Origin of the sequence: Bradyrhizobium sp. UNPA324, from assembly GCF_006658635.1 — a bacterium.
GTDB lineage: Bacteria > Pseudomonadota > Alphaproteobacteria > Rhizobiales > Xanthobacteraceae > Bradyrhizobium > Bradyrhizobium nanningense.
The window spans coordinates 6623461-6650291 of the sequence record NZ_LFJD01000004.1 but is presented as its reverse complement, the minus strand read 5'-3'; the positions used below and the strand labels follow the sequence as shown (position 1 = coordinate 6650291).

Below are 26831 nucleotides of genomic sequence, written 5' to 3'. Positions count from 1 at the left end.
CGGGATTCTGGAGCCAATACCGGCGGCACGGAACGCCGCCAATCTTGAGGCCCTGCGCAAAGGTCTGCGCGATTTCGGTTTCTTCGAAGGACGAAATTTGATCATCGAGTATCGGTCGGCCGACGGTCGGGCCGAGCGGTTTCCAGATCTCGCATCCGAATTAGTTGGCCTCAACGTCGACCTGATCCTGACGAGAGGCACCCCTGCCACCACGGCGGTCCAAAAAGCGACCGGAACGATTCCAGTGGTCATGATGACAATGGGCGGTCCCGGTGCGATCGTAGCGAGCTTCGCGCGGCCGGCAGGCAACATGACGGGGGTGATTACCTTCAGCACCGAGCTGACAGCGAAACGGGTTGAGGTCCTCAAAGAGCTGGTTCCGAGTCTCACACGAGTTGCGTTGCTTCACAACATGGGCAATCTAGCTGTCCCAGCCGAATGGGAAGAGACAAAGGCAGCGGCGCGCTCGCTGGGTCTCGAGGCTGAGCTTCTTGACGTGCGGAGCGAGAGTGACCTGAGCCGCGCATTCGAACTGGTGGTCCGACAGCGCATTGACGGCCTCGTCGTTGGGGCAGACGGTCTCACCCAAATGTATCAACAAAAGATCGTTGAATGGGTGGCCGGGACGGTGATCCTCGCGATCAGCCAATCCGACGCCGATAGTGCTGGTGACTCGCACGGCGATGGGAACGACTCTGTCAGACCATCCAGCCCGTCGTGACCTGGAAACCGCTCGGTCCGACCGTCGGCCGACCGATACTCGATGATCAAATTTCGTCCTTCGAAGTAACCGAAATCGCGCAGACCTTTGCGCAGGGCCTCAAGATTGGCGGCGTTCCGTGCCGCCGGTATTGGCTCCAGAATCCCGATACGATAGACTTTCCCGCCTCGCTGCGCGCGCGCTACGAGCGGCCCGGCCGCCGAGCAGCCGGTTCATTGCCCGGTCCCTCTGTTCTTGCGGCCGAAAGGATAGCACACCTTATTGCGGCAGGAGACTACCGCGCTGCGGGATTTCGATCTAACTCATGTCGCAGATGGGTCACAAGCGGCGATCTTGCCGGCGCGTGGTCAGGTCCGACATACGGACGAGAGCCGGATTTCGCCGGTGTGGGCCAAAGGGCGACATTCCCGTGCCGCCAGTGAGCGTCAAGCAGCACGCATGCGGCCGCACGAAGAAGCTAGAGTAGAAAATTGCGCACTTCCTCCTGGAAAATAGGTGCGCCAGGATCCTGCGATAGCAGCATATGATTTTGACCAGGCAGCGAGACGAATCTGGCGCCCGGAATTTCTGCGGCCATATCTCGGCCCGAAGAGATTGGAACCCTGCGGTCGTCTCGAACATGCATCACGAGCGTGGGGGCCTTAATTTGCTTGAGAAGGGGTCGGACGTCGAAATTAGCTACTGTTTCGAGGTAACGTACCGCAGACTCCGCCGAGGCGCTGAGACGCTGGAGTTCATTGAAGGCGTCGACCTGCTCTTTTGTGGCGGTTGGTAACATCGAGGATGTAAAGAGCTGCCGGAAGGTTGGCTCATCCGCGCCCCAGCCCAGCTTCATCAGTGTTTTCATTGCCGCAAACCGCTCCCGGTCGGCGGCCGAAAGATTGGGATTTTTGTTGGCGCCGACAGCAAACCCGCCATACAGGATCAGGTGCGACACGCGCTCCGGATGCCGGACCGCAAACGCAATCGAAACGGCGCAACCCTGCGAGAACCCGAGAAGCGGAAACCTGTCGAGGCCGGCCGCGTCGGCCACGCTTTCCATGTCCTTGACCCAGGCGTCAAGCGAGAGCTCGCCGACGTCCCAGTCCGAGAGGCCGTTACCGCGAGCATCGTACCGGACGAGGGTGAATGACGAGGCAAGTCCGAGCAGAAAATCACGGTAGAGTGGAAGGTCCCAGTCATACTCAAGGTGGCCAAGCCAATGCGCCGATTTCAATAAGCCTGGTCCACTTCCGACCGTCGCATAGGCCAACCGCACGCCGTCCGTGGCCCTGCAATAACGGATGTCCTGTTTGAGATTAGCGGCCGACAGGACACGCGCTGCGGGCGATCCGTTCTTGTCCAGATCGATGGCATAGACTTCGATCGGTCGGGCGATGTTCTTGAGGTTCTGCCGGCCCAGCTCGCGAAAGGGGAGCTTCAGCTTACCATCGATCTGATCAAGGACCTGCCGGGAAATGCAGATGCCGCCCCGCACCGCCATGCCTTCGAGCCGCGCGGCGACGTTGACGCCGTCTCCGAAGATATCGCCCTCATCTTCGATGATGTCCCCGACATTAATGCCCACGCGGAATTCAATACGCCGATCGGGAGGGATGCTCGCATTCCTGGTGACCATCCCGCGCTGAACTTCGACTGCACACTTCACCGCTTCGACGGCGCTCGAAAACTCCACGAGCATTCCATCACCGGTCGTTTTGATAAGACGCCCGCGATGGGACTTGAGCTTGTGATCGACCAGCTCCCGCCGGTGCGCCTTTAATCCGGCAAGAGTGCCTTCCTCGTCGTCGCCCATAAGCCGTGAATAGCCGGCTACGTCAGCCGCCAGGATCGCCGCCAGCCGGCGCTCGACGCGAGCGTGCACCACGAAAGTGTCCTCCGTCACCTCGCTCAAGCAAATCATATGCAGTGGAATGGCGCCAGCAAAAACCTCCCGTTAGCCGCCGCCTGGGCGTATCGGCTTCGGGGTTGATTACGTCGAGCATGACGTTGGTCGGTCGGATCCGGTTTTCCTTGCCAACCGACGCAACGAAGGCTGAGCCCCTGGGCACGGGCCAAAAACAGAACTCCAGAATTCTATTTTCAAGTTAGTCTCTCGTCCGAAGTCACAAACCGCCGGCAATCCTGCCGTGCAACTAAGGCCCGCAGCGGCGGGCAAGCCCTGCTGGAGGGACGATCAATGGTGGAGTCATTGCCCAGCCGTACCGCGTTGGTGACATCGCTTATGCGAGCGCTGCATTCGCGGTCCGACCCGTCTCCTCTGCTCGATGATCCCTGGGGCGATCGACTCGTTCCCGAAGTCGAGCGCGAAAGAATGATCCAGCGGATTTTGGCTCGCATGGAGTCGAACGCGCGTGTCCGCGCAATGCGGGCAGCAGATTCCGTCTTGGACGAGTTTCTACTGACCAACGCCGCCTTCCCGGGAGTAGTAATCCGCTCCCGGTACGCGGAGGATGCGCTGAGGGAGGCGACAATCAGGGGAATACGTCAGTATGTCCTGATTGGTGCCGGATTCGATAGCTTCGCGCTTCGTCGCCCCCCGTTTTCCGACGCCCTGAGAATCTTCGAAATAGACCATCCGGCGACGCAAGCGATGAAGGCTCAACGTATCAAGGAATACGGTATCTCACTTTCGCCGTCCGTACATTTCATCGCTGCCGACCTCGCGAAGGAGGATCTAGCAACGGTTTTGGCTCGCACGGCGTTCCGAATGGACGAAGCAGCATTCTTCTCTTGGCTTGGCGTTACGGTGTACCTGACGCGGAAGGCCAATCTGGCAACCCTGCGTGCGGTAGCGACTTGCGGCGCTCAGGGAAGCGAGCTCGTATTCACCTACGTCGATCAAAGCGAGTTCGCCTCTGACAGATCGCAGTCCCCCCACAACGAGAATGCCAAAGTGGTGGCGGCAATCGGCGAACCCTGGATTTCGGGCTTCAATCCCAATGAAATTATCAACGATCTCGCTTCTGTTGGGCTTGAGCTGGTTGAAAATCTGGACGGAAAGGCAATGTGGGATCGCTACCAGGGAGCAAACACCACGCTCGGGCAACCGCCTGCCAGCTTGCACATAGCCCTGGCGCGCGTTGTTAAGGGACAGCGCATCAGCGGACTTCGGTGAGCGTGGCACTGATATCGCTCTCGGGTCAAAATGCGAACAACCCCGGTTGAGCAAATCTGGTCCGGTCTGCCGCAATAAGCGGACCTCGTAATGAAGCCATGTTCACGAAGCTGTTGTGCCGCAGCGCGATAGAGGTCGTCCTCGGCTTAAGCTTTTTCGGCGTCAGCCGCGCTGCTTCTGAGAGGGAGCCTTAAACTCCACGACCTCATGCTGGTCGCACGGGTTCAACGGCTCATTTTGTTTCACGATGAGCTCAAGCTCGAGAGCTTCGATGGCGAGTTCATCCGCCAAGCGCTTGAACAGCGCGCGCTTTTCGAGGTCCGGCGCCTGCTGACTCATCAGCGCAAAGTCTCTGGCCTCAGCGCGGACCTTCTCCAATCGTCGCCGGAGGTCCTTCATGGTGTGTTGGCCCCAGCTCCTAACCTCATCCGCGCCCCGAACAATCACCTTGCCTGTTCGAATGGCGCCGGAGTCAACTGCCCAACCAGGACATTGGTTCTTTGCGAACTGGAAATTCGTCGCTTAGTCATCCTGGCATGCCTGGCGGTCGCCTGCGCGATCAACTCCCGGGCCGGCCGCAGGTCGGCGTTTGCGGGGGCTGCAACGGCGGCCGGTGGCATTTGGCGAACGGGTTCCCAGGGCGAGGCCATCCCTGTCCGGTTCTGGCCTGATGATCTATAAGAATACCGTTCCCAAAGGCGTATGAATGTTCGCAAGCATACAGACCCGAATGTTGCGCCGAACTAGGGCGCGCACTCATAACACGCGGCCAGCCATAGCCGGATAGATGCGAGTTGGACGAAGGCGAGGTAGTTGGCGGCGAGCCTGTCGTAGCGAGTCGCCACCCGACGACATTGTTTGATCCTGTTGAAGAACCGCTCGGCCTGGTTGCGAGCGCGGTAAAGATATGGGCTGAAGCAGATCGGCTCGCTGCGACTGCTTTTCGGCGGGATATTGGCCCACGCGCCTCTTTTCATGGCAAGCTCTCTGATCCAGTCGGCATCATAGCCATGGTCGGCAAGCAGCATTGATCCGGATTTCAGACGAGACAGCAGCTTTCTAGCAAATCGGACGTCGTGGGCCTCGCCCGGGCTCAACGCCAGTCGCACCGGCAGACCATTGCTATCGACCACAGCATCTTGCTGGTCAATCCACCTCGCGAGCGCCCCATTGACTGCCGCCGGTTGCGTGTGATGCAAGCCCCATGCTGATGCACACGAACAATAGACGTGTCGATCATTTGCACGGCGGCATCATGGGCGCCGGCCAGTGCGCGCATAAGCTTGGTCCACACACCCGCCCGTCGCCATCGAACGAAGCGATTGTAGCAGGTGGTGTACGGGCCGAAGTTGTCCGGCAGATCGCGCCATGGCGCGCCAGAGCGCAAGATCCAGAAGATGCCATTGAGCACGCGACGGTCATTCACTCGTGGCACGCCGCGCGGCTTATTCGGCAGCATCGGCTTGATGGCAGACCACTCATTGTCGGTGAGTTCGTAGCGCATGATTCGAGCCCCTAGTTTGGGACTTTGAATCATGGATTGGAGGGCCAGCTCAACCTGGCGCGTCAAAGGGGAAAGTTTGGGATGCTATTTGCCCGAAAGCAGTCCTTTAATGCGCTCAGCAGGACGACAAGCTTAGCTTGTCCGAGGCGATAAGTCGCCTGTGCGGCTGGGACTTACGTCGCACGGCGGTCAGGATCGCCAGAAGCAGCGCGCACGCAAAATGGCTGGCGATACGATCGACCGCATAGGCGACACAACGACCACGGCGGACGATCGGGCAAACCGCAAGCGTGATCTGCTCGACGGGCCTAAGGAGTTCGACCGCGTGCGAATTGATCGCCCCAAGCGCATCAAGCCGAGCCAACAATAAGCCGAGCACGAAGAAGCCGCTAGTATCGGACGACTGCAGACCACCAGAAACAAGGAGGAGAAGCGATGAGACAGCATTCCCCATCGGATGCAGCCAATGAGGCGAATAGTCTGTTGAAGGAGACCGTGAAGAAAGTGACGAGCGAGTACGAACAAGCAGAACAGGCTTTCCATGCAAATCGGGACCGGCTGAAAGCTGAACGGTTGGCCAGGGAAGCGGAGCGACGAAGGCAGCCGGACAGGGCGCCTTAGGTGTCGCATTTCTATCTTGATGTCTGCGCTGGGGACTCGTTCACCATAGACAACGAAGGTTTGGATTGACTATCAGCGGGCGGCCGACATTGGGAAGCGGTGCTGTCTATTGCCGACCTTGCCAAAGAGCTCGAAACTTCTGCGCAACTCGATAGCTTGGCAATCGAGGTCGAAACGAACGCGATCTATCTTGAAAGCAACATTCGTCTGCGAACGAGTTCAAGCGCGGAACTGAGATCGCGACAAGCGCTCCGCTCATGCAAACCTGGTCCGGTCTGACAACTAGAGCATCGAAAGCACGACAATCCCGTTTTCGAGTTCGCCTGAAGCAAGACGCGCCCGCGCCATACGCTCGAACTCAGTTCGATGCTTCTGCAAATAGCTGAAGGCCTGCTTCTGCGTGCTGAATGTCGTCGCTAACCGGCACAGTTGTCGATTTGCGCCATGCGCGAGCAAGAAAGTGATCGTCCCGCCGCTCTCCGACCTGGTTCTACGCACAACCCGCTCTCTTTGGCATGTGATCGGCCTTCCAAATTTCGTTCGGCGTTAGCCTTGGTTGCTAGGTCGCTAAATCCGCGGCTTCGTCGAGCGCTTCTTACGCATGGGCGCGGGCAAAGCTGCTTTAAGGACTGCATCGGCTGCTTCCTTGGCCTCACGAACTTCTCGAAGCCGTGCCATGTTCTTGCGAACTTCAATGGCCTGCCTTTCGGCATCTGCCAATGCCCGTGCTCCTTCTTCAGCGGCGAGGCGCTTGCGATCGGAACGCGCAATGCCTTGGGGTGACGGCTCTGTCGGCTTCTTCTCGCTCATCGCTCACCGGGCTCTACAACGGAAGAAACCCGCTCAATCCGAGGATCGAGCGGGCAGAGGGTCCGTTTCAGTACATCCGTGAAACGGCGCCGACGATATCAAGCCAACGAGAGGTTCTCAGCGCTGACTTTGCCTCGCATCTTGTCTGTCTTGGCCTCGAAGTTGACCTTTTGGCCCTCCGCAAGCCCCGCAAGACCAGCTCGTTCGACGGCGCTGATGTGCACAAATACATCTTTGCTGCCGTCGTCCGGCTGAATGAAGCCGAACCCCTTCTGGCCATTGAACCACTTAACAGTACCTGTCGTCATTTTCTTCTCCAAAGCGCACGCGAGCGCATACCGCATGACAATCACGCGATAACCTTCAACTTCGTCGATGTCTTTGGAAAAGGAGCCCGCGGGCGCATTCAACAAGGCACAGCGGCTGATCGAACATACTCAATATACATCACCTTCAACATTTTGCAAGAACCGAAGCCGACTTCTTTCGGCCAAGCATCTCCAGTGCTCCGATCAAAGGACTCCAGGCGGATCTGGGGCAAGACCATATCGATTGACTTGTCCGCACGGGAGTGATCACGTGGACGGCACCGACTTGCATCGCTGTGACAAGCAGATCGGCTTGTCCGAAGTTGGCGACGGTGTCGCCGTCACGAACCTCAACAATCGTAATGAAGCTCCTGCGCAATTGGCTGCTTGCAGGACGTGTCGCATTTGCAGCCCCAAGCGAAGAGGATGAATTGCAGGTTCTTGTCAGAGACAACAATGTTGAGCAGGCACTCCGTGTTCTCAAGAAGAAGATGCAACGCGAGGGCGTCTTCCGGGAAATGAAGCAGAGGCGCTCCTACGAGAAGCCGTCGGAGAGAAAGACCCGCGAGAAATCCGAGGCTATTCGACGAGCCCGCAAGCTCGCTCGCAAGCAGGCAATCAGAGAAGGACTGCTGCCCGCGCCGCCGAAAAAGAAGCCTTTCGAGCGCAAGCCGCCCTTGCCGGAGGTCAAAGCTCGAGTCCCTATGGCCTGAAATCAATGCCTCGCAGCACGATTCCCGGCGGCGTGCCTTCGAACTCCGTCGCGCGATACTTGCTTGCCGCACATGCTTCGATACGGTCCCGCAGACGGATGAACTGCGCTTCCCGCTGGTCGGGTTTAACTTGCGGGCCGCCCTCGAGGTCGTCCATCGCAGAGGTTGAAATGGCGCAAGGAATCTCCCTGGCGCCGTCATGCATCGAGAACCGGACAATCATCCGGTCGTACTCGTGGCCGATAAAGCGCCCGCTGGTCAATGTCATGTCTTACTCCTTACGGTGATCGCTTCGGCATGATCGCGCGCTTAAGTCGTCGCCGTGACCGGCGTCCGCCTCCCGCTCCCTCTGGGCATGGCACGGGTCGAGAATGCAGGCGGCTCTCTTCGCTTCAGTCCTCCCCCGCCAATCGGACGAAATCGTCGAACAACGCTGCCACCAGCGCACGGTGGCGCGTGTCCTCTGCGGGCAGGCTTGCAGCATAGAGGTTGAGCAGATAGCGCGCTTTGGCCGCGGCCTCCGGCCATGACGCGGCCGCCACCGTCAGCAGGCGGTTCTCCAGATCGGCCTCGCGCTCACGCAGCTCGCGCGCATTGTTCTCGACCTCGGCCAGCGCTCGGCGCAAATCGGTCGCTTTCTGCGCGGCCATGCCGCGATGCTTGTCGAGGTCTACAGTGTGGTCAGTCACTGGCGACACCCGGTTCCCTATTGGGCCCTGCGGATACAAGCCATTTGATGCCGCGGATGCGAAAGAATGCCCAAAGGTGATGGATTCGCCGCGAGCGGATAGTCATGCAAGCTTGCCCTTCGCAAGTGAAGCCCGACCGATGCTGGCCGGGACGACCATGCGCCCTTGGCGCGGCAATGACCAGCGCTATCCTCACCGTGCCGGCTAGCGGTAATGGCAACGAGGCGCTTTAGCGCTCGCCATTCGCGTAACGTAGGCGTAAGCTTGCTGATATCGCCGCACCTCCCATGGCATCTACCGGTGACTGAGGAGCGCGCGTGCTCTCGCTATAAGCTTCGCAGGAGCGTTTGATGTCGCTCTTTCGTGCCTGGGGCGTGCCGCCGGGCATCGTTTCGCTGCTTCTTTCGCCTTTCGTGTGCGGAGCCGCCGTTCTCAATGGCTAGAGCAACACGCGTTCCGTATCTCGTCAGCGGGACCAACGAATACGGTAGCTCCAATCTCGGCCGCGGCACTGCAGCGGTCGCGCTGCGCCTTGCGCGGAAGCTGCTGCGCGAAGGCTACATGGACGTCAGGATTTGCACCCCGCGTGGGCGGTTGTTGCAGTCGGATGAATTCGATGAACTCAAGCCAAAGGAGAGCGACATGGCGAAGGGCCAGCAACGCAGTAATCGGGAAGCCAAGAAGCCGAAGAAAGAAAAAGCCAAGGTCATCGCCGCGGCGCCCAGCCGCAGGGAAGTCGCCTGGCAGCCCGATTTCGGACCCGCGAAGAAGAAATAGCAAGAGCCAACGGCGAGCAGGCAATGCGACAGCTCGAGGCGCCCGAATCGGCACTCCAGTCGACGGCTTCAATGTTGCCCGTTGTGGCCCAACAATGACTGCAAAGCGGTGCCCAGAGTGAACGGGCTCATTCACCCTTTAGCGCGTCGCCCAGGACCTTGAGAAGAAATTCGGACCGCCAGGTTTTTCCGACGTTGACTACATCCCGCAGGGCTGGCTCGGCCTGCAGGTCGGCGGCCACGTAGCCGCTGGTCAAAATGAACGGCACAAAAGATGCCCGGAGGACTTCCGCGACCGGAGTGACCCATTGTCCATCAAGGTTGACGTCGAGGATGGCGGCGTCAGGCCGCTCTGCCTTGAGCAGCTCCAGAGCTGCGCTTACGTCCGGGGCCGGGCCGATCACCCGATAGCCGGCGGTTCGTAGCGTGGCCTCAAGCTCCATTGCGATGAGGTACTCATCTTCGACTACCAATATTCGGGGAGCCTCGTGCACAGGGTCTCCCCGTTGCGCTAGTCCACAGGCGCGGTGATATGGGCTCTTAAACCCGTCGGCTCATACTTCAGTTCCGCCGTGCCGCGTAAGCCCTGCACGGCGCTGAGGTCAATGAGCTTGGAGCCGAAGCCGGTGCGAATAGGCGGCGTCACGGGCGGGCCGTTTTCTTCTCGCCAATCGATTTGAAGCACGGGCTTGCCGTCCTTCTTCACAATGTCCCAGGTGAGATGCACGAGGCCGCCGGTCTTGGAGAACGCTCCATACTTCCAGGCATTGGTGACCAGTTCATGCAGGATAAGGCTGATCGGGAGAACCTGCGGCTGCTTGAGAGGGACCGGCGGCCCGGGAACGATGCGGTATCGCTCGGCTCCCGCTGGCTGCAATGCCTGCTCGACGAGCGTGCTCAGATCGGCTTGATCGCTGCTGGCCAGCGCGAGCTTCTCGGCTTCAGCCACTGCTTGGAACCGCCCCAAAAACGCGTCCCGGTACTCCTTGGCTGACCGGCCTTCGACATCGGTCTGAGAGGCCAGGGAGCGCACGATCCCAAGAAGGTTCTTCATACGATGGCGCGTTTCGGCGAGGAGAATGTCCTTTTGCGCCTCGCTGCGGCGCCGGTCGGTCACGTCCTCAAACAGGATCAGAATGCTCGTGCTGTTATTGTCAGGGTGAACCAGGCGATGCGCACTTACGAGCATCGTGCGCCGGCCGATGGTTGGGAACTCCGTCTCGACTTCGTAACCGACGACCGCGGCGGACTTGGGAATGATCTCGCCCACGAGGCGCCTGAGGTCGGGGATGTCCCATTGACCGTCGCCAAGGCCGAACAGGCTACGCCCAACCGTGTAATCGCGGCTCACCCTGAAAGTCTCGTAAAACCCGCGATTAGCGGTAAGGACACAACCCGTCTGGTCCAGCACGAGGAGAGGCTCCTCCAGGGTGTCGACGATCCCTTGCGCCTGGACATGCTCGCTACGCAGCAGCCGGTACAGATCTTCCAGGTTCATCTTTCGGCCTACCTCAGCAGAGTTCCCCTAGGATAATATGGGGCATGGTCCCCCGCAAACCAGATTGAGCTGCTTTATCGGTGCCAGATGCTAATAATGCCGCCCACTAAACCCTCCTTCTGCCGTCCAAGTTTCCGCGGGACTGAAATTTCAGATGATCGCTTCGGGTCGAGTGTCTTGGCTCAAGCTGGACAAGAAATTTGGCTTCGTTGAACTGGAGGGGGGTGTCGGCGATGCCTTTCTCCGTGTTTCGGTTTTGAAAGCTGCTGGCTATGTGACCATCCCTGCAGGGACGACCATCCCTGTCCGAGTGGAAACCCAAGCCGACCGGCGGCGGGTGGTCGAAGTGCTCTCGGTAGACACCAGCACCGCGCTCGCGGGCGAACCAGTGCCAATTAAGCAAAAAACGTCGAGTGTGCCATCGGCGAGACTCGGGGGCATTAAAGGCCGATGCGCGCGAGAGACCTTGCAGGGCGAGGAATAATCCGGTTCCGCGGTAAGATCGATTGCCAATTTCGCATGGCCGGCGTTCTCCGACCGGGAAAGCGCGCTCGGCGTTTAATTAGGAACCGACCTTTCTCTCGCACATTGCTCCTGCATCACCCCGCTACCCCGGGCTCCTATCGGTGATGAGAACGCCGGTTGCGCTCCCGCCTACTCAAGCAGGGAGCAGCGCCACGATGAAGCGACGCCGTTTCGAGCAACCACAATCATTCCAAGACCGCCTTGCCGCATTCGCAGAAGACGCGCGCGACGAAGCCGAAAAGCTTCCGCTGGGCATCGAGCGCAACAACATGCTGCGCAAAGCCAGTCAGGCCGATACAGCGGCTCACCTAGACGATTGGGCCACTCCCCCTGAACTACCGCCACCGAAGTAAGGTCATTATGGCGCGCTACTACTTCGATACGCACAATGGCACGCTTGTTCGCGATGACGTGGGAATTGAATGCGCAGCGGGCTGGTGCACGGATTTAACGGGGATGATATCCTGTTGGGCCAGTACGATGCCGCCGGCTTCCAGACGGAAGCAGACAAGAACACGGGAACGCTTATCAGCTACCACGACTATCTGGTCTGACGCGCTGTCAGGAGATGGATCGGGCGAACGTTGCGGACCGGCGGACCTGCCGAACATTCGCCTGTATCCCGGCATGCGAGCGATCGTGTTGACCCCAACCGCTCAATGAACCGCGTTCGAGCATATCCTCCGACCACTCGCGAAAGCTACGCCCTTAATCAATCGTTCTTGTTACCAAACAACATCCATCTAGCGTGACGCTCGACTTGAAAGCAGTCCTCGACCGCCGTGGATACGCAGCGCTTCGCCGATCTCTGGATGAGAATCTTATCAATTCGTTTACACGGCACGACGCGATTCAGATTCTGTAAACCTACCGATTTGCGCGACTCATAAACTCCCGACAAACTCGATCTAGATTTCCTCGAGAGGGAGGCTGGTTTGCACACTCGCGACATCCGAAGCAATGGTTGTCCACTTCGCCATGACCTAACGCCACGGCTCGTGCCGATTGGCCAGCTCAAGCAGCTCGGACATGAAACGCGGCGCCATCCCAAGGGCCAGATCAAGAAACTCGCGGCAAGCCTGCAAGAGTTCGGCTTCGTGGTGCCGGTCATCGCCGATCGTGACTGCCGCATCGTCGCCGGAGCGGCCCTCGTCCGAGCGGCAGATCAACTCGGTCTGGGCGAGGTCCCGGTAGTCCAGCTGCGCGATCTCACCGATGCACAGCTGCGCAGCCTCAGACTGGCGCTGAACCGCCTGACCGAGGACAGCAACTGGGACGATCAGGTTTTGCGGCTCGAGCTGGTGGAGCTGAGCCAGCTCGATCCAGAGCTCGATCTGCAAATCACCGGCTTTGCTATGGGCCAAATCGATTGCCTATTGGCAACTCCCGAGGGCGATGAGGATGAACTGCCGCGGCTCATGGCGCCGCCGCCTGTCACCCAACCGGGCGATCTCTGGAATCTGGGTGAGCACCGGATCGTCTGTGCCGATGCAACTGATTCCGAGACCTATCAGTGCCTTCTACAGGGCGAGCTGGCGCACATGGTTTTTGCCGATCCGCCGTACAACGTCCCGATCAACGGCCACGTCTCCGGCCGCGGTAAGATCACGCATCCCGAGTTTGCGATGGCGTCGGGCGAGCTGTCCGCGGCCGAATTCGAGGCGTTCCTGGCCAAGGCGCTGGCGCATCTTGCCGCCTTCACGCATCCGGGGGCGCTGCATTTTCTGTGCATGGATTGGCGCGGCATAAAACCCCTGCTCGCCGCCGCCGAGCCGATCTATTCCGAGATGATCAATCTTTGCGTCTGGAACAAGGCCAACGCCGGAATGGGGTCGCTTTACCGGTCAAAGCATGAGCTGGTGTTTGTCTTCAAGAACGGCCAGGCGCCCCACATCAACAATGTTCAACTCGGCAAGCATGGCAGAAACCGTGCGAACGTCTGGGACTATGCCAGCCAGAACACCTGGGCCAATTCCGCCAAGAGCAAGCTGTCGCTGCATCCTACGGTCAAGCCGGTCGCGCTGATCGCCGATGCGATCCGCGATTGCTCGAACGAGCACGACATCATCCTCGATCCGTTCGGCGGCGCCGGAACCACCGTCATCGCCGCGGAGCGGACCCGACGCCGCGCACGGCTGAGCGAGATCGACCCCCGCTACGTGGATATCACCATTCGCCGCTGGCAGCATGTGACAGGCAGAAGCGCAGTTCACACCGCGACCGGCGCTACGTTCGAGCAACGTGATCGCGCAACATCGGAGAGCACGCGTGACTAAGAAAGACGGTAATCCGGTTGGCTATGGCAAGCCTCCACTTCACAGCCGATTCAAGCCGGGGCAATCCGGCAACCCCAAGGGACGTCCGCGAGGCAGGTTAAATTTCGCAAGTGACCTCAAACGCGTCTTGGAAGCGCCAGTCAGCGTGACTGAGGGCGGCAAATCACGCAAGGTCAGCACGCAGGAAGGTGTATTGCTCCGCCTTGCCAACAAGGCGCTGAACGGTAGCGATCGCGCGATGGACAAATACCTATCCCTGGCCGAGGCCCACTTCGCCAAGAACGCCGAGATCACATCCAAAACGCTGAGCGCCGACGACCAGGCCATCCTCGAGCAGTTTCGGCAAGAGCTTCTCGCCGAGGCCAGCGCTTCCCAGGATAAAATCAGGGACGAAGACGATACATGAGTGTACTTGCGGCGGTCCTCAGGCAGCATTTGCGCTACTTCATTCACAAAGCGTTTTGCACTGTCTTCCCAGGAGGCCCCTATCTTCCGAACTGGCATGTGGACGCCATTGCCTTTCAGCTGCTGCAGATCGAATCCGGCGATTGCCGCCGCCTGTTGATCAACCAACCGCCGCGCTCGCTGAAATCCCTCTCGGTGTCTGTCGCCTATGTGGCTTGGCTGCTCGGTCGCAATCCCGGCCGGCGCATCATCGTCGTTAGCTATTCCAACGAACTGGCGGCTGAGCTGCACCGGCAATTTCGCATGGTGGTCGAGTCCGCCTGGTACCGCAACCTGTTCCCGGCAATGCGCACCGCGAGGGATACCGGCAGCGAATTGGTGACCACCGCCGGAGGAGGACGTTACGCCACCTCGGTCGGTGGGACCCTAACCGGTCGGGGTGCCGACCTCATCATCATCGATGATCCGCTCAAAGCCGAGGACGCAATGTCGGAGCTCGCGCGCAAGCGCGTCATCAATTGGTTTGGCGGCACGCTGGTGTCCCGCCTCAATGACAAGGACAGGGGTGCCATCGTCGTCGTGATGCAGCGCCTACACGAGGATGACCTTGCCGGGCACCTGCTGCAGGCCGGCGGATGGCGTCATCTCAACCTCCCGGCGGTCGCAACCGAAGATGTTCAAATTCCGATCGGCCGCGGCAAGCATCACACCCGGCGCGCCGGCGAGGTGCTGCACGCGGCGCGGGAAGACAAACCGATTCTGGAGCAGATCAAAGCCGAAACCGGCAGCCTGCAATTCTCGGCGCAATACCAGCAACAGCCGATTCCGCTCGAAGGCAATTTGATCAAGCGAGAATGGTTTCGTCGCTATGCCCAGCTGCCGACCACTGACGCATCTAGCAACGTCGTGCAGAGCTGGGACATCGCCATGATGACGGGAAGCGGCAATGATTATTCGGTCTGCACCACCTGGCGCATGGTCCACAAGGACTATTACCTGATCGACGTGTACCGGGGCCGCCACCAATATCCCGAGCTCAGGCGAATACTGATCGGACTGGCAAAGCGACATCATGCTGCGACCGTGATCATCGAGAACGCCGGGCCAGGCATGGCGATGTTACAGGATCTGCAGCGCGAGATGCCCGACGGACTGCCGCGCCCGATCGGCATTAAGCCGGAAGGCAGCAAGGTCGACCGCATGGCCGCACAATCGTTCAAGATCGAAGCCGGGCAGGTTCACCTGCCGGCCGATGCGCCATGGCTGGACGCCTACCTGCTGGAATTGCTCGCCTTCCCGCAAGGCCGGCACGACGACCAAGTCGATAGCACCTCACAATTCCTAAAATGGGCGAGCACGCGCTATATGTTTGACGACTGCCCTCTTGGAGTTATCTCGGTGAAACTGACGCGTGGCTACGATGGCTCATACATGGAATGAGCCGGCACTCGGCATCCAGACTGACACGTCGCCGAGCAATCAGGCAGCGCCGCGGTATACGACGCTCCAATAGAATAGGAAGCGAGAGCGGACCGGTGGATGCTCGTTCGCTGACGTGCGCAGTCCAAAGGACGGCCGGCTTTGGCTGTGGAGCACATCGCTCCTCGCAATTGCCGCCTGCCTGAGGGGCGGTGAGAAGCGCTGAGACACCAGGTACAAAAGAGCAAGAATGTTGCTGCAGAATGGACTGGCATTCGCGGGGAAATGGAGCGTTACTAAGTCGACCGGAGTCTTGGCGATACCGGTATCTCACCTCGCAGGTGCGGGGCTTTCGGCGGTGCGGCCCGCGGGCCGCTCATTGCCAAACCCAAGGAGATACCGGTGAGCACGCTTGCAGCCAATGGCGCCCAGCCGCCCAGTTCCCTCATCCCATTTAAAACCAACGATCGCCGAGCCTTTATCGGCGGCTCGGACGCCCGGATCATCATGGGCAGCGACGCGGCAGCGCTGCTCCGGCTCTGGCAGGAAAAGCGCGGCGAGGCCGAGCCAGTCGATCTGTCGGGCGATCTCCTCGTCCAGCTTGGCACTGCGACCGAGCGCCTCAACCGCGCCTGGTACGAACGCCAAACTGGCCACGCCATCGAGCACGTTCAGCGCCGGGTTGTCCATCCCGTGCACAAGTGGATGGCCGCGACGCTGGATGGGCGGGTGCAGCAAACCGGCGCGGTGTTCGAGGCCAAGTTCATGTTGCCCTGGAATTTCTCCGAGGAAGCCGCGGCGGACAAACATATGGCGCAGCTGCAGCACAGCATGTGGGTGGTCGCCGCCCGCTCCGCGGTGCTGTCGATCATCACCGGCGGCGGCAAATGGCTGGAGATCGAGGCCCATGCCGACCCGCTGTACCAGCATCTGCTACTGACCGCGGAAAAGAAGTTCTGGCGCTGCGTGCAAACCGGCGAGGCGCCGCAGCTGTTTGGCATCGAGCCGCCGCGGCCGCGGCTGGCCGCGGTGCGGGTGGTCGACATGACAGGCTCAAATGCCTGGGTGGAATTGGCCGCGCTCTATCGCCAAACCCGGGCCGCGGCGCTGGAGCATGAACGGGCGAAAACCGAGCTCAAGGCGCTGGTACCGGAGGACGCCAAAGAGGCGCGCGGCCACGGCTTGCGTGCCAAACGCTCCAAGGCCGGCGCGATCAGCTTTGAAGTGGTCGACGCCGCCTAGGCGGCCCGCCAAGCTGAGTCATGACCGCAGCTCGCGCCCAACCATTGCTGGGATGCTTTGGAGGCCCTGTCGATGCAGCCAGACTTCGACTTCGTCCATCTCGACCCCTCCTTCGATCCTCCGGAATCCTACCAGGACGCCTTCGAGCTGTTTGGCGAGCTCTGGACCGAACTGCGCGCCTTTCAAGCGAGCTGCGCGCACGACCAAGTCATTCTGACTGTGACTCAGCATTTGGAGCACCAGCTGGCGGTCGCCGGACTGGTGCTCGCGATCCAGCTTGACATCCTGAACCACCCCTAACTCGGATACGGAGACCGCCATGCAGCGCTCCAGCGAGACCATCAGCCAAATCGCCGGCGCGCTGGCCAAGGCGCAGGCCGAGCTAGAAAACCCGGAGAAGGCATTGACCGCCACGATCATATCGCCGTTCCCGCGCGAGGAGAGCCGCACCTTCCGCTACGCCTCGCTCGCCAGCGGCCTTGAGATCGCGCGCAAGTGCCTCACAAGGTACGAGATCGCGACAGTGCAGGCCACCGCGATCGATGCCAGCACCGGACTGATCAGGCTCACGACCACCCTGCTCCACAGCTCGGGCGAATGGATTGCGTCCGACTGGCCGGTGTGCCCGGTCGCAGATACCGCCACCCCGCACCGGATGGGCGCAGCGCTAACCTATGCCCGTCGCTACGCGCTATTCACCCTGGTCGGCATGGCCGGCGAGGATGATCTGGACGCGCCGGAGCTGATGGCCGGCACTCCAGTTGCGGTCGCACCGTCCGTTGCGACGGCGAAGCTCGCCAAAGGCGGCTTGAATCAACCGCCACTACGAAATCCGCAAGGTTCGGCCGAACTCCGGGACAAGCTGCTTAGCGAGTTGATCTCCCTAACGAGCGAAGATGAGCTTTTGAGCTGGGCCAAGACCAGCCTTCCTCTCAAGAACACCCTTTTGGAGGCGGATGCCCGTTCGGTTGAGGTCGCCTACTACGCGCGGCTTGAGGCATCCGATCCGACCGAGATCAGCATCGCGCCGCAGCTCGCCGTCGCAAGACCGGTCCGGTCGGAGCGACCTGTTCAGGGCCGCGCTGAGCGCGTTCGCGATCAATCCGCCGCGGAGCCGAACATCGGGCTTGCCTTCCCCAAGGAAGCATCGCGCAAGCGCAGCAAGACGCACCTCGCGTTCGTACGCGGCCAGCCCTGCCTTGTCTGCAAGCAGACGCCTTGCGATCCCCACCATGTCAAATTCGCGCAACCGAGAGCTCTCGGCCGTAAGGTCAGTGACGAATTTACGGTGCCGTTGTGCCGCTCGCATCATCGACAGCTGCACCGCCACGGAAACGAAAAAGCATGGTGGTCGGATATGCAGATCTCGCCGCTGGCCGTTGCAAAGGAGTTGTGGGCAGCGAGCCCAATCCATGAGCGATCGGCAGCATCCGCCATATCAACCTGCGCCGGCCCGGGCCTTGAGACGACGCCACGATGAATGGTCGTTCCTGGCCCCCAATGTCAACAAGTCACGCAGGTTCATACGGACGTCTTGCCCGCAATTCCGGCGGGAGAAAACGTCGCCCGACATTACAAAGCTACCACCCCATCAGGATTTCAGCCCCTAAACTAGAGCGGCTGTAAAATAGCTTTCGCTCTCAATATGAACTGCGGGGTGAGACATGAGCGCCGCATCATGAAAACACCTAGGCCAAAGCGAGCAGGAAGACCGTCGATTGATCAAGGTCGCCCAGAAGCGAGTTGGTTTATCGAGGATCGCAGCCAAACTCGGCCGTCGCACCGGTTCGGCAGCCGAATGGCGCGGACGGTGGGAATACTGCTGAAGTTGCGCGGCTTTGGTGCTGGCCCAATGAACGTCCGGGCGCAGTCCTAAAGCCCAAAACCGCGGCCAATCTCCCGCGCAAGCCTGAGCGCCGCGTCGGTATTCCGGCCATAGAAGAACGCTCGATCAAGCTGCGAAAAGATTCCCATTCCAAATAGCGCGATCGCAATGCCTCTAAGCATGGTTGTGGACCGGGTTGAACGATACAGCGAAAAGTTCAAAACGGCCCCAGCCGCAGGTTGGGAGAACAGCCGGGGCCGACATTCCCATTCCATATGCCGTAATCAGCGGTAATCGGCACGCGGCCAGGTTAGCCACATGAAAGCTAATGAACTGTTTCGCTCATCGCTATTCGAGCCCCCGAGCCGTTGGCCCCAGGTGAGGCGCCGCCATGGATCGCGCCCCCTATGCCACGCAGCTCCCTCATCGAGAGGGCATGGCGCGACGCCGATAAGAGTTAGATCGCCATGAAATTAGCTAATCGGCCCATTGCGGGAATAAACGTCCGCTAGTGCGGCTTACTCGGCCTCGCTGTTTGCGGAAGCGCAGCAATCGACCGTAGACCGCCAAGCGAGTGCGTCCCAACTTCTGCCCCACCTCGCTTGCGGTCATGCCACTTTCGATGAGCGCAAGAAGCTGCGCTTCTTCCTCGGGCAACCACGGGCGTGTCTCAAGTCTATTGTTGGACATCATCGATCCCATGCCGGGAATAGCGCCGCGGAAATCCATTTCCTGATCAGGGTGATCGTTATGCTATTCAAACGCTACCCCAATGCGATTGTCACTCGCCCAGATTAGTCGGCAACTATATACGACGCGATTTCTCTCAAGCATCAATCTGAATGTGGGGTTCACGAACTGCTTCGACGGAAGCTCGATTGCCGCGCCTTGTTCGGACATATTGACCACGCGGCAGCGTAAACTGGTGCCGTCGCCGAACATGTAGGCGACCTCGTCCACATCGATGCGTTCAAGCTTTCGACGTTCTGTCATTTATGTTGCCCGCCAATAAGGCTCATTCGGCCGATGTGCAGCTTTTCTCTAGCAACCGAAATTGTCGAGCGATTTGCGTTGCCAAGGCTGATCGCTCTCTGGCAAGGAGTCTTCTTTGTTCATTCATGTCGTGTCCGTCACGTTCAAGCACCTCAATCAAGATTGCCTGGTTTTCAACTTCGAGTTGTTTGGCCGCAACTTCTCGGGAAAGGATTGCTAATTCATCGTCGCATTCTGAGGTCATGGGAATCCCAAGGCTGATCTGTCGGTACGAAAATTCCATCCTACCTGACCGACCCTGCTAGAATGTTACTTTGCTTCGAAGAGGCGCAGCCACGGGCTCCATCCTTTCGACAGGCCGTTTTCAGCCAATATGATGACCATCGACGGGACCTGGCGGCGAACCATGCCTTCTGCACGATGTACCTCGAGATACCCGACGCTCGTCGCGCTTTTCCGGGATCGTTGTGCCAAATCCTCAAGTTGTGAGAGTAGCGGCGCAAGCGTCGGCATCTCTATGCTCGATGACGCCAAAGCTGAATTGGAGACGGGCAATCTCGCCCTGTTCGTTGGTTGGAACAGAGCTATGTCGTCGCAGGCGAGCGCCAGCTCAGATTGGCCGATGAGAGCTCCTGCTTGAGCGCCCTCTGCTCGGTCATGTCCCGCAGCACGCCGACTGGACTCGGCTGGTTCGCTTCCTCTCATCTAAGAGGAATGACCATGAGATGGCTGGATCTGAGATGCGGCACGGTGAGCTGCATCGATATGGGGAAGAGCTTAGGTCGCCTATCACTACACAGCTCGAGGCTTGCCGAGATCAGCATCGCGTCGCACCACCGCGCCGTTGCAAAACCGGGTCCCAATGAAGCGACCTATTCAGCGGCTCGTTTGGGTGATCCTAGCCTAAAGGCTCGGCCAATCTCTGAACGCGGCGTCGTTATGGGGAGCCACAGAAGACCGCGCGATCCAGCTAAAAAAAATCGCCATTGCAAACAGCGCGATGACAATGCCTCCAAACATGGTTGTAGACCGGATTTCGACGGTGCTGTGAAGTAATGCTCCCAGCCGCAGGATCGGGTTGCGCCGGCATTCCCATTCCAATGGCCGCGATCGGCGCTCATTTTGTCTGGCGCTTTTGAACCGAAGCCTGCTGGATGAGGAAATCGTCTAACTTCCGACCGCCTCGGAGCTGCGGTTGCAGCCATCGCGGCAGCCGGCCGCGACCGGACCATGTCTCCGCCGGGTTCTTCGGATTGCAGTATTTGGGACGAACGGGCGGGTATGGACGGCGCTTACGATCGAAGCGTGTGGCCTTCTCGGCTAGCCCAATCCTGTGGAGCCGTTCGTCCAAATGAGCTTTTTGCATTAAGATTTTCTGAGTCAGGCTGGCAGTGACCTGCTGGTGCAACATCCAGAGCTCATCAAGGGAGAGCGAATTGAAATGCGCGGTGTCCATGGCTGATCCGAGGTTGGGGTCAAAAGCCCAGGCACGAAAGTCTAGGATGAAGAAGCAGGCAAGCCGTCAGACCAATGATAATCGCATAATCCACATTTAAATGCGGGATGCGGCGGGGAGAATGGCATGACAGCGGTAATATCATGGCAAGGGATTTAATTTGCCGGGAGGAGGTAGCGCCCACTGAGGTGGCAACCAGGATCGCGACATCCAGAAACTTGCGGCGCATGGCCGCCCTGCAACCCGGCGCGCTGGATTAATTCGACTGACCAGCGACACATTTAATTCATTGCGCTGCCAGATTTAAGTCGTATCGGGGCCCATGTCGCCCCGAAGTCTCGGGTGGGGGCTCATCACCGGGAGTTTTCGATGTCCGGTCATTTGCGATGTTATTTCGCCAGTTTGGTTCTTCTTGGAGGTCTTGCGGCGACACCTGCGCTCTCCAGCCCGTTTACCGACTTGTTCAATCCTGCTCCTCGCGAGCCTGCTGCGAGCTCGTCGGCACGACCGGAATGCTTGGCACAGCCCGGCGATCCGCCCGGCGCCGGCCAGCGCTGGGTCTATCGGCGGGACGGCCACAGCAAATGCTGGTTCTTGGCCGAGGGAGTCGCGACGGCGCGAAAACCGGCTCATCGTCGCATCTCCAACCGGACCGTCAGGGCCGACGAGAACGAGACCATGCGGCAAAGGCGGAGCCCGGTAAGCGATGCGCGGGCGGAGTTATCAAGCTCTGCGAAGGCTGACGAGCCTCAACCGACGCCGCCGGCACGCGAAGTGAAGGTGGCTGATGCTGCTTCTGTTTTCGATGCGGGCGCGCCAATCCTGATTCCGGCGGCATCCGTCTCGGGTGTTCCCAACAGCCAACTCACGCCCGAGCATTCCGTGCCGCCCCAAGTCGACGCGGAGAACCTTTCCGCTGCCGCGCGAGCCGACTCATCTCCCGCTATGCCGACGGCCGGGCGCGATGAACAGGCGCTCGGCGAGGCGCGCAGCCGGACGGTAACTTGGCTCGGTGTGGCGCTGATGATGCTGGGGGGCTTCTCGATCTTAAGCGCGAGCCGCATACTTCGGCACGCGGTGAAATTACGCCACTGAAGACATTTGCAGGTGACCTAAAGTCGTCGGTGAGCTCTTCGCGCGCTGATATATCCGAATTGCAACACTTATAATGTTCCGCGCGTCGGCGCTCCATCTGATACTGCCTCAGGCCGATGTTCGAGTATGATGCGGTCCCTCTTGTGCTTGGGACTGCCATCATGCGGTACAAAGTGTTCATGGTGGACAGCAATCGGCGAGTGATCTGCGCTGCAAAGCTTGACTGCATTGACGAGCAGGCGGCGAGACGTCGAGCCGAGCAAATGCATGGCGAGCACGACGTTGAGCTTTGGGACGGCGATCGACTTGTTGCGGTGTTCCGAAGTGCATCGAATGAAGATCTTGGGCGAGCGCGCGATCCTGGATAAACGCCCGGTCTCGCCGCCGAGTTAGTTCGAACGTTGTGAGCCACGCCGGCCTGGCGGTTGCCGGCACCTCGCAGGGACATACTCACCCAGGTCTCCGCGCGATGAAGGCGTCGGCCTTCCCCAGGTAATTGTAGATACGAGGATCGCGAGCACTCCGTGCACAAAATCGCACCAGCGAGCCGACGAAGGTCAAGCTTCGGACCAGGAGGGTCTCCAGTCTAAACGGCTCTCGCTCTGCCGTCAGCTCTGGTACGCCGTCTTCGGCCCATTGTTCTCGCTTCTACGTGTCGGAGCTTACTTCGAAGCTTCTCCACCTCTCTAAGCTCCGCCACAAGCGCTTGCAGCCGTTCGCTCAGAACAGCACAAGTATAGATCTGACGCGTACGCAACATCACATGCCTCAGAAAATGACTTGAAGTAGATAATCGCCGGAAAAGAGAAAGACGAACAACCGCTCGACCGAAGCTCAGTGAGCTAAAGCCGCAGCCGCCAGATGCTCCCAGTACTCTGCCTCTGCAAGCAGCTTCCAGCTTCTCTCCGGTTGGAGCGCAGCTGTCTGTCGGCAAAGCAAAGCCATAGCGCGAAAGCGGCGAGCAGCTTCCATTTAAACCTCCCATGTTTTCCCCAAACATATTTTTCAATTTTGCGATGGAGTCATCACGATTATATCGAATAATCAAATTTATCATTGAATAGCAGGCAATTAAGTTCCGCTCGCGCGCTGAAACAGGAGTTAATTTCGGTTTGAGCTTCACATCGGTTTCGAATGCTAGTAGCCGGGGCCCTATCGCGCGTTAAAGCGCACGAAAAACCTGCGGGACAGCAACACGAGATGCGAAGCTTCGTGCGCGATCATCGCAATCTCAGCTTCCCGACCGAGTGGACACAAGGACTCTTTCTCGTGGCGCTCCGGGCCCACGCGCGCCGGCTACCAAGGTAAATCAGCGGTTGGATTGCACCAACGAGCTCACTCTGGGAGCGCGTCATCCTTGTCCCGGGCTGGTCTTGCTGCGGCACGTGCAAGGCGCAAGTCAACCGAGCAACGTCACCCTCCAGCGAAGAGGACTGAGCTGCTGCCGGTTTGATGGACACCGAGATTAGGTGTTTCATGAAGCCGGAGGTGGGCGATGAAGAGACGGAAGTTTAGTCGCGAGTTCAAGGTCGAGGCGGTCAAGCTGGTCCGGGAACGCGGAGTGTCGGTGGCACAGGCCGGCCGCGACCTGGACGTTCATGAGAACGTCCTGCGCAAGTGGGTCAAGGAGTTTGGCACCGACCCAGTGCAGGCCTTTCCCGGCCACGGCCAGATGAAGCCGGAGCAGCAGGAGATCGAGCGGCTGCGCCGTGAGGTCGCCAAGCTGAAGGCAGAGCGGGATATCCTAAAAAAGGCCGCAGCCTTCTTCGCGAAGGAAGCGACATGAAGTTCGTCTTCATCGCGAAGCACCGGACGATCTGGCCGGTGGCATGGCTATGCGATGCGCTCGGGGTATCGCGGTCGGGCTTCCATGCCTGGCTGAACCGTTCTCCCAGCGCCAGATCCAGCAGCGACGAGGAACTCGGCGGCAAGGTCAAGGCTAGCTTCAACGCCAGCGACCGCACCTATGGCGCGCGCCGGGTCTGGCGCGATCTGCTCGCCGATGGGGCGGACTGCGGCCTGCACCAAATCGAACGGCTGATGCGCCTGCAAGGCTTGCGGGCGCGGCCGCGACGCCGGCGCTTGCCGAAGGACAGCGGCGATCGGCAGCTCGAGACCGTGCCGGCGAACCTGCTAGACCGGCAGTTCGCTGCCGAGCGGCCGAACCAGAAGTGGATCGCCGACTTCACCTATCTCTGGACCGCCGAGGGCTGGCTCTATGTGGCGGCGGTGATCGACCTGTTCTCCCGTCGGGTGGTGGGATGGTCGATGAGTGCCGCCATGACGGCACAGCTTGTGACGGATGCATTGTTGATGGCCGTCTGGCGGCGGGGCAAGCCGGATGCGCTGCTGCACCACTCCGACCAGGGCAGCCAATACACGAGCGAGCAGTTCCAGCGCCTCATGGCCGACCACGGCATCGTCTGCAGCATGAGCCGCTCAGGCAATGTCTGGGACAATGCGGCGATGGAGAGCTTTTTCTCCTCGCTCAAGACCGAACGGACAGCCGACAAGACCTACAGGACCAGAGACGAGGCACGAGCCGATGTGTTCGATTACATCGAAAGATTTTACAACACGACCCGCAGGCACTCGACCATCGGTTATCTCAGCCCGGTTGAGTTCGAGCGCAAGGTGGGATTAGCTTAACCCGGTGTCCATCAAACCGGCAGCAGCTCAGACTTCCGGACGAGGTTCTTGCACAGGCCCTAGCTTCATTCCGCAAGCGGCTTCATACGACGGGGGATCGAACGGGAGCAGACACCTCCAGATCTTGCAGGTGTTCAAGGCAACGGACTCCTATACCGTGGCCACCTTCACCCCGTTCAGATCAAGCGCGCGCAAACTGCTCCACGATTGTGCATCGATTGCCTCACAATTGTCATAGCGCTTCCACTGCATCGCAATATACTTCGTCTAGCAATCAGAAATGTCAGGCGAACTTTCGATGATCCGACATGCGGTCCGCATGCTGGCCATAATATATTGTGTTTGCGGCCAGTCCGCCTATTCAAGCTATGAATCGCAAGCGGTGACGCCACCGCTGTCGTTCTCGCAATTCTGCATTCAATACCCCGAGGACTGCCAACGCCACGACGATCGCAGGGTCCGAGATTTCCGCTCCTCAATCCAGCGTTGGCGAGAGCTCGCCCAGATCAATTCGACGGTGAATTTCGGCATAGCGCCGAGGGATCCGCCCGCAAGCCGCCGAGATTTGGAGTGGCAGATATTTCCTGACCAAGGCAATTGCGGCGATTACGCCGTCACCAAACGCCATCTCCTGCTGCGATCCGGTTGGCCCAGCTCCTCTCTCCTGCTTGCAGAGGTGGTCATCCGAGCAACCGGAGAGCACCATCTTGTGCTGCTCGTGCGCGAGGGGAAGGCGGTCCTTGTGCTCGATAATCTAAGCCCGGTTGTTACGCCGCTCGTGGATGCCTTGGACCGATATGTCCTCGTGCGGGCGGAGTCAGGAACAGATCCCCAGCATTGGACACGCGAGGTTGCAGCCTTCTAGCCGCCAATCGACAGCCCGTTGAAGCTATGCCTCGTAGGCATCGCCCATATTGGCCAGCAATCCCAGAGTAACCATGGCGCGGATTCCGGTCGCCGAAAGGCTGTTAATCTAACCTTACTTTCGGGCGATTTCACCCTCCCTACTCAAGTCAATTCCATGTAAGCACAAGTCTCAAATTTTGGGATCGATATGACAAAAAAACGAGCTCTGATTACTGGCGTGACAGGCCAGGATGGCGCCTATTTGGCCGAACTTCTTTTGCAGAAGGGATACGAGGTCCACGGCATCAAGCGCCGCACCTCGCTGTTCAACACCGATCGCATCGATCATCTGTACCTCGATCCGCACGAGCCCGATCCGCCCTTCAAACTCCACTACGGCGATCTGACGGACTCCTCGAGCCTGATCCGAATCGTCGGCCACGTGCAGCCGGACGAGATCTACAATCTCGCGGCTCAGAGCCACGTTGCCGTTTCGTTCGAGGAGCCGGAATATACTGCAAATTCCGACGCCCTCGGCGCGCTTCGCATCCTCGAGGCCATGCGCATTACGGGATTGGAAAAGAAGGCGCGCTTCTATCAAGCCTCAACGTCTGAACTGTATGGCTTGGTCCAGGAGATCCCCCAAAAGGAAACCACGCCGTTCTACCCGCGCTCACCGTATGCGGTCGCCAAGCTTTACGCCTACTGGATCACGGTCAACTACCGCGAAGCTTATGACATGTATGCTTGCAACGGCATCCTCTTTAACCATGAATCCCCCGTCCGGGGCGAGACCTTCGTGACTCGAAAGATCACGCGTGCTTTGGCGCGGATTCATCTCGACTTGCAGGAGCGTCTTTACCTGGGCAATCTCGATGCCTTGCGCGATTGGGGACACGCGCGTGACTATGTCGAAATGCAATGGCTGATGCTGCAGCAGGACAAGCCAGAGGATTTCGTGATCGCTACCGGCGCGCAACATTCTGTCCGAGATTTTGTCAATGTCGCGGCGAACGAAGTCGGCATGACGGTTCGCTGGGAAGGAAGCGGCGTCGAAGAGAAGGGATACGACGCCAAGACTGGGAAGTGTGTCGTTTCAGTCGATCCTCGCTATTTCCGTCCGACCGAAGTAGCGACGCTCCTCGGTGATCCATCAAAGGCCAAGCAGAAACTTGGCTGGGAGCCGAAGACAACGTTTGAAAGCCTAGTTCGAGAAATGATGAAGGAAGATCTCGAATCCGCAAAGCGCGACGAGCTGATCAAGCAGCACGGCTTCAGATATTATCCGCGACACGAGTAGTTTCGTCGCCGAGGAATCGATCCAAGCAAATGAGCGCCCAAC

General features: G+C 59.4%; 32 protein-coding genes and 1 pseudogene. 17 read left to right on the top strand and 16 right to left on the bottom strand.

Annotated elements, in window-relative coordinates; all coding sequences use genetic code 11:
• Window positions 1-721: ABC transporter substrate-binding protein (locus UNPA324_RS31930; RefSeq protein ID WP_210246772.1), on the top strand; the 721-nt coding region annotated here is incomplete at its 5' end.
• A 457-nt stretch (window positions 722-1178) separates the two neighbouring features.
• Here UNPA324_RS31930 and UNPA324_RS31925 read toward each other — a convergent pair.
• Window positions 1179-2606 (bottom strand): alpha/beta fold hydrolase, encoded by a 1428-nt coding sequence (locus UNPA324_RS31925; protein WP_245471576.1) that lies wholly within the window; start codon window positions 2604-2606, stop codon window positions 1179-1181.
• A 294-nt stretch (window positions 2607-2900) separates the two neighbouring features.
• Between UNPA324_RS31925 and UNPA324_RS31920 the strand changes: the two genes are divergently transcribed.
• Complete coding sequence (locus tag UNPA324_RS31920) at window positions 2901-3839, top strand: class I SAM-dependent methyltransferase (protein ID WP_141937966.1); 939 nt, start codon at window positions 2901-2903, stop codon at window positions 3837-3839.
• 162 nt (window positions 3840-4001) lie between these two features.
• On the opposite strand, the gene UNPA324_RS31915 is transcribed toward UNPA324_RS31920, so the two are convergent.
• The 6 genes and pseudogenes from UNPA324_RS31915 to UNPA324_RS31885 all read right to left on the bottom strand — a co-directional run bounded on the left by UNPA324_RS31915 (window position 4002) and on the right by UNPA324_RS31885 (window position 7082).
• Entirely contained in the window at window positions 4002-4238 is a 237-nt protein-coding gene (locus UNPA324_RS31915; protein WP_141937964.1) for a hypothetical protein, read from the bottom strand.
• Window positions 4239-4582: 344 nt separating this feature from the next.
• Window positions 4583-5343, bottom strand: a pseudogene (locus UNPA324_RS31910) (IS5 family transposase).
• A gap of 115 nt (window positions 5344-5458) precedes the next feature.
• Window positions 5459-5797, bottom strand: coding sequence for a hypothetical protein (locus UNPA324_RS31905; RefSeq protein WP_128916494.1), 339 nt, complete (start codon window positions 5795-5797; stop codon window positions 5459-5461).
• Window positions 5798-6246: 449 nt separating this feature from the next.
• Complete coding sequence (locus tag UNPA324_RS35870; protein ID WP_128916492.1) at window positions 6247-6462, bottom strand: hypothetical protein; 216 nt, start codon at window positions 6460-6462, stop codon at window positions 6247-6249.
• Between the two features lie 69 nt (window positions 6463-6531).
• Entirely contained in the window at window positions 6532-6774 is a 243-nt protein-coding gene (locus UNPA324_RS31890) for a transcriptional regulator (RefSeq protein WP_128916491.1), read from the bottom strand.
• Between the two features lie 98 nt (window positions 6775-6872).
• Window positions 6873-7082, bottom strand: coding sequence for a cold-shock protein (locus UNPA324_RS31885; RefSeq protein ID WP_128917146.1), 210 nt, complete (start codon window positions 7080-7082; stop codon window positions 6873-6875).
• 431 nt (window positions 7083-7513) lie between these two features.
• Between UNPA324_RS31885 and rpsU the strand changes: the two genes are divergently transcribed.
• Window positions 7514-7795, top strand: a complete 282-nt coding sequence (gene rpsU, locus UNPA324_RS31880) for a 30S ribosomal protein S21 (protein ID WP_128917145.1) — start codon at window positions 7514-7516, stop codon at window positions 7793-7795.
• On the opposite strand, the gene UNPA324_RS31875 is transcribed toward rpsU, so the two are convergent.
• Together UNPA324_RS31875 and UNPA324_RS31870 are read right to left on the bottom strand one after the other, a co-directional pair.
• Window positions 7785-8063: a DUF1488 family protein gene (locus UNPA324_RS31875; RefSeq protein WP_128916490.1), complete on the bottom strand. Its 279-nt coding sequence runs from the start codon at window positions 8061-8063 to the stop codon at window positions 7785-7787. The two genes, rpsU and UNPA324_RS31875, sit on opposite strands and share 11 nt — an antisense overlap.
• Window positions 8064-8187: 124 nt before the next feature.
• Window positions 8188-8484 carry a hypothetical protein gene (locus UNPA324_RS31870; protein ID WP_128916489.1) on the bottom strand — a complete coding sequence of 99 codons (297 nt, stop codon included), beginning with the start codon at window positions 8482-8484 and terminating at the stop codon, window positions 8188-8190.
• 435 nt (window positions 8485-8919) lie between these two features.
• Between UNPA324_RS31870 and UNPA324_RS35865 the strand changes: the two genes are divergently transcribed.
• A complete protein-coding gene (locus UNPA324_RS35865; RefSeq protein ID WP_245471926.1) occupies window positions 8920-9261 on the top strand; it encodes a hypothetical protein in 342 nt (113 codons plus the stop codon).
• A gap of 127 nt (window positions 9262-9388) precedes the next feature.
• Here the strand turns inward: UNPA324_RS35865 and UNPA324_RS31860 are convergent, their stop codons facing one another.
• A complete protein-coding gene (locus tag UNPA324_RS31860; protein WP_245471925.1) occupies window positions 9389-9754 on the bottom strand; it encodes a response regulator in 366 nt (121 codons plus the stop codon).
• A 17-nt stretch (window positions 9755-9771) separates the two neighbouring features.
• Entirely contained in the window at window positions 9772-10758 is a 987-nt protein-coding gene (locus UNPA324_RS31855; protein ID WP_141937960.1) for a sensor histidine kinase, read from the bottom strand.
• Window positions 10759-10912: 154 nt separating this feature from the next.
• Between UNPA324_RS31855 and UNPA324_RS31850 the strand changes: the two genes are divergently transcribed.
• The 9 genes from UNPA324_RS31850 (at window position 10913) to UNPA324_RS31815 (ending at window position 18105) form a co-directional block, all read left to right on the top strand.
• Window positions 10913-11242 carry a cold-shock protein gene (locus UNPA324_RS31850; protein WP_141937958.1) on the top strand — a complete coding sequence of 110 codons (330 nt, stop codon included), beginning with the start codon at window positions 10913-10915 and terminating at the stop codon, window positions 11240-11242.
• Between the two features lie 196 nt (window positions 11243-11438).
• Window positions 11439-11636: a hypothetical protein gene (locus tag UNPA324_RS31845; protein ID WP_128916486.1), complete on the top strand. Its 198-nt coding sequence runs from the start codon at window positions 11439-11441 to the stop codon at window positions 11634-11636.
• Between the two features lie 69 nt (window positions 11637-11705).
• A complete protein-coding gene (locus UNPA324_RS36015) occupies window positions 11706-11837 on the top strand; it encodes a hypothetical protein (RefSeq protein ID WP_283810285.1) in 132 nt (43 codons plus the stop codon).
• 444 nt (window positions 11838-12281) lie between these two features.
• Window positions 12282-13559, top strand: a complete 1278-nt coding sequence (locus UNPA324_RS31840; protein ID WP_246667265.1) for a site-specific DNA-methyltransferase — start codon at window positions 12282-12284, stop codon at window positions 13557-13559.
• Window positions 13552-13965: a DUF5681 domain-containing protein gene (locus tag UNPA324_RS31835; protein ID WP_141937954.1), complete on the top strand. Its 414-nt coding sequence runs from the start codon at window positions 13552-13554 to the stop codon at window positions 13963-13965. The genes UNPA324_RS31840 and UNPA324_RS31835 overlap by 8 nt, the downstream gene beginning before the upstream one ends.
• The gene (terL, locus tag UNPA324_RS31830; RefSeq protein WP_141937951.1) at window positions 13962-15404 is read left to right on the top strand and encodes a phage terminase large subunit; all 1443 of its coding nucleotides are present in this window, start codon (window positions 13962-13964) and stop codon (window positions 15402-15404) included. Before UNPA324_RS31835 ends, terL begins: the two co-directional genes overlap by 4 nt.
• Before the next feature lie 426 nt (window positions 15405-15830).
• Window positions 15831-16625 carry a YqaJ viral recombinase family protein gene (locus tag UNPA324_RS31825; RefSeq protein WP_141939139.1) on the top strand — a complete coding sequence of 265 codons (795 nt, stop codon included), beginning with the start codon at window positions 15831-15833 and terminating at the stop codon, window positions 16623-16625.
• A 72-nt stretch (window positions 16626-16697) separates the two neighbouring features.
• Window positions 16698-16925, top strand: coding sequence for a hypothetical protein (locus tag UNPA324_RS31820; RefSeq protein WP_141937948.1), 228 nt, complete (start codon window positions 16698-16700; stop codon window positions 16923-16925).
• Window positions 16926-16944: 19 nt separating this feature from the next.
• Window positions 16945-18105: an ERF family protein gene (locus UNPA324_RS31815; RefSeq protein ID WP_141937945.1), complete on the top strand. Its 1161-nt coding sequence runs from the start codon at window positions 16945-16947 to the stop codon at window positions 18103-18105.
• 1098 nt (window positions 18106-19203) lie between these two features.
• Here the strand turns inward: UNPA324_RS31815 and UNPA324_RS31810 are convergent.
• The 4 genes from UNPA324_RS31810 to UNPA324_RS31795 form a co-directional block, all read right to left on the bottom strand.
• Window positions 19204-19443 carry a PilZ domain-containing protein gene (locus UNPA324_RS31810; protein WP_141937942.1) on the bottom strand — a complete coding sequence of 80 codons (240 nt, stop codon included), beginning with the start codon at window positions 19441-19443 and terminating at the stop codon, window positions 19204-19206.
• A gap of 22 nt (window positions 19444-19465) precedes the next feature.
• Entirely contained in the window at window positions 19466-19687 is a 222-nt protein-coding gene (locus tag UNPA324_RS31805; RefSeq protein WP_141937938.1) for a hypothetical protein, read from the bottom strand.
• 65 nt (window positions 19688-19752) lie between these two features.
• The gene (locus UNPA324_RS31800; RefSeq protein WP_141937935.1) at window positions 19753-19956 is read right to left on the bottom strand and encodes a hypothetical protein; all 204 of its coding nucleotides are present in this window, start codon (window positions 19954-19956) and stop codon (window positions 19753-19755) included.
• A gap of 604 nt (window positions 19957-20560) precedes the next feature.
• Window positions 20561-20899: an H-NS histone family protein gene (locus UNPA324_RS31795; protein ID WP_141937931.1), complete on the bottom strand. Its 339-nt coding sequence runs from the start codon at window positions 20897-20899 to the stop codon at window positions 20561-20563.
• A 369-nt stretch (window positions 20900-21268) separates the two neighbouring features.
• Here UNPA324_RS31795 and UNPA324_RS31790 point away from each other — a divergent pair, with 369 nt between their 5' ends.
• Window positions 21269-21994 carry a hypothetical protein gene (locus UNPA324_RS31790; protein ID WP_141937928.1) on the top strand — a complete coding sequence of 242 codons (726 nt, stop codon included), beginning with the start codon at window positions 21269-21271 and terminating at the stop codon, window positions 21992-21994.
• Between the two features lie 586 nt (window positions 21995-22580).
• Here the strand turns inward: UNPA324_RS31790 and UNPA324_RS35450 are convergent.
• On the bottom strand, window positions 22581-23117 hold the full coding sequence (locus tag UNPA324_RS35450) for a hypothetical protein (RefSeq protein ID WP_181769591.1): 537 nt from the start codon (window positions 23115-23117) through the stop codon (window positions 22581-22583).
• A gap of 372 nt (window positions 23118-23489) precedes the next feature.
• Here UNPA324_RS35450 and UNPA324_RS31780 point away from each other — a divergent pair.
• The 3 genes from UNPA324_RS31780 (at window position 23490) to gmd (ending at window position 26789) form a co-directional block, all read left to right on the top strand.
• A protein-coding gene (locus UNPA324_RS31780) for an IS3 family transposase (protein ID WP_141932835.1) occupies window positions 23490-24643 on the top strand; the annotation gives its coding sequence in 2 pieces (ribosomal slippage) (window positions 23490-23739 and window positions 23739-24643; 1155 coding nt in all).
• A gap of 280 nt (window positions 24644-24923) precedes the next feature.
• Window positions 24924-25508, top strand: coding sequence for a transglutaminase-like cysteine peptidase (locus UNPA324_RS31775; protein ID WP_246667264.1), 585 nt, complete (start codon window positions 24924-24926; stop codon window positions 25506-25508).
• A 189-nt stretch (window positions 25509-25697) separates the two neighbouring features.
• Window positions 25698-26789: a GDP-mannose 4,6-dehydratase gene (gene gmd, locus UNPA324_RS31770; protein ID WP_141937923.1), complete on the top strand. Its 1092-nt coding sequence runs from the start codon at window positions 25698-25700 to the stop codon at window positions 26787-26789.
• Window positions 26790-26831 lie beyond the last annotated feature (42 nt).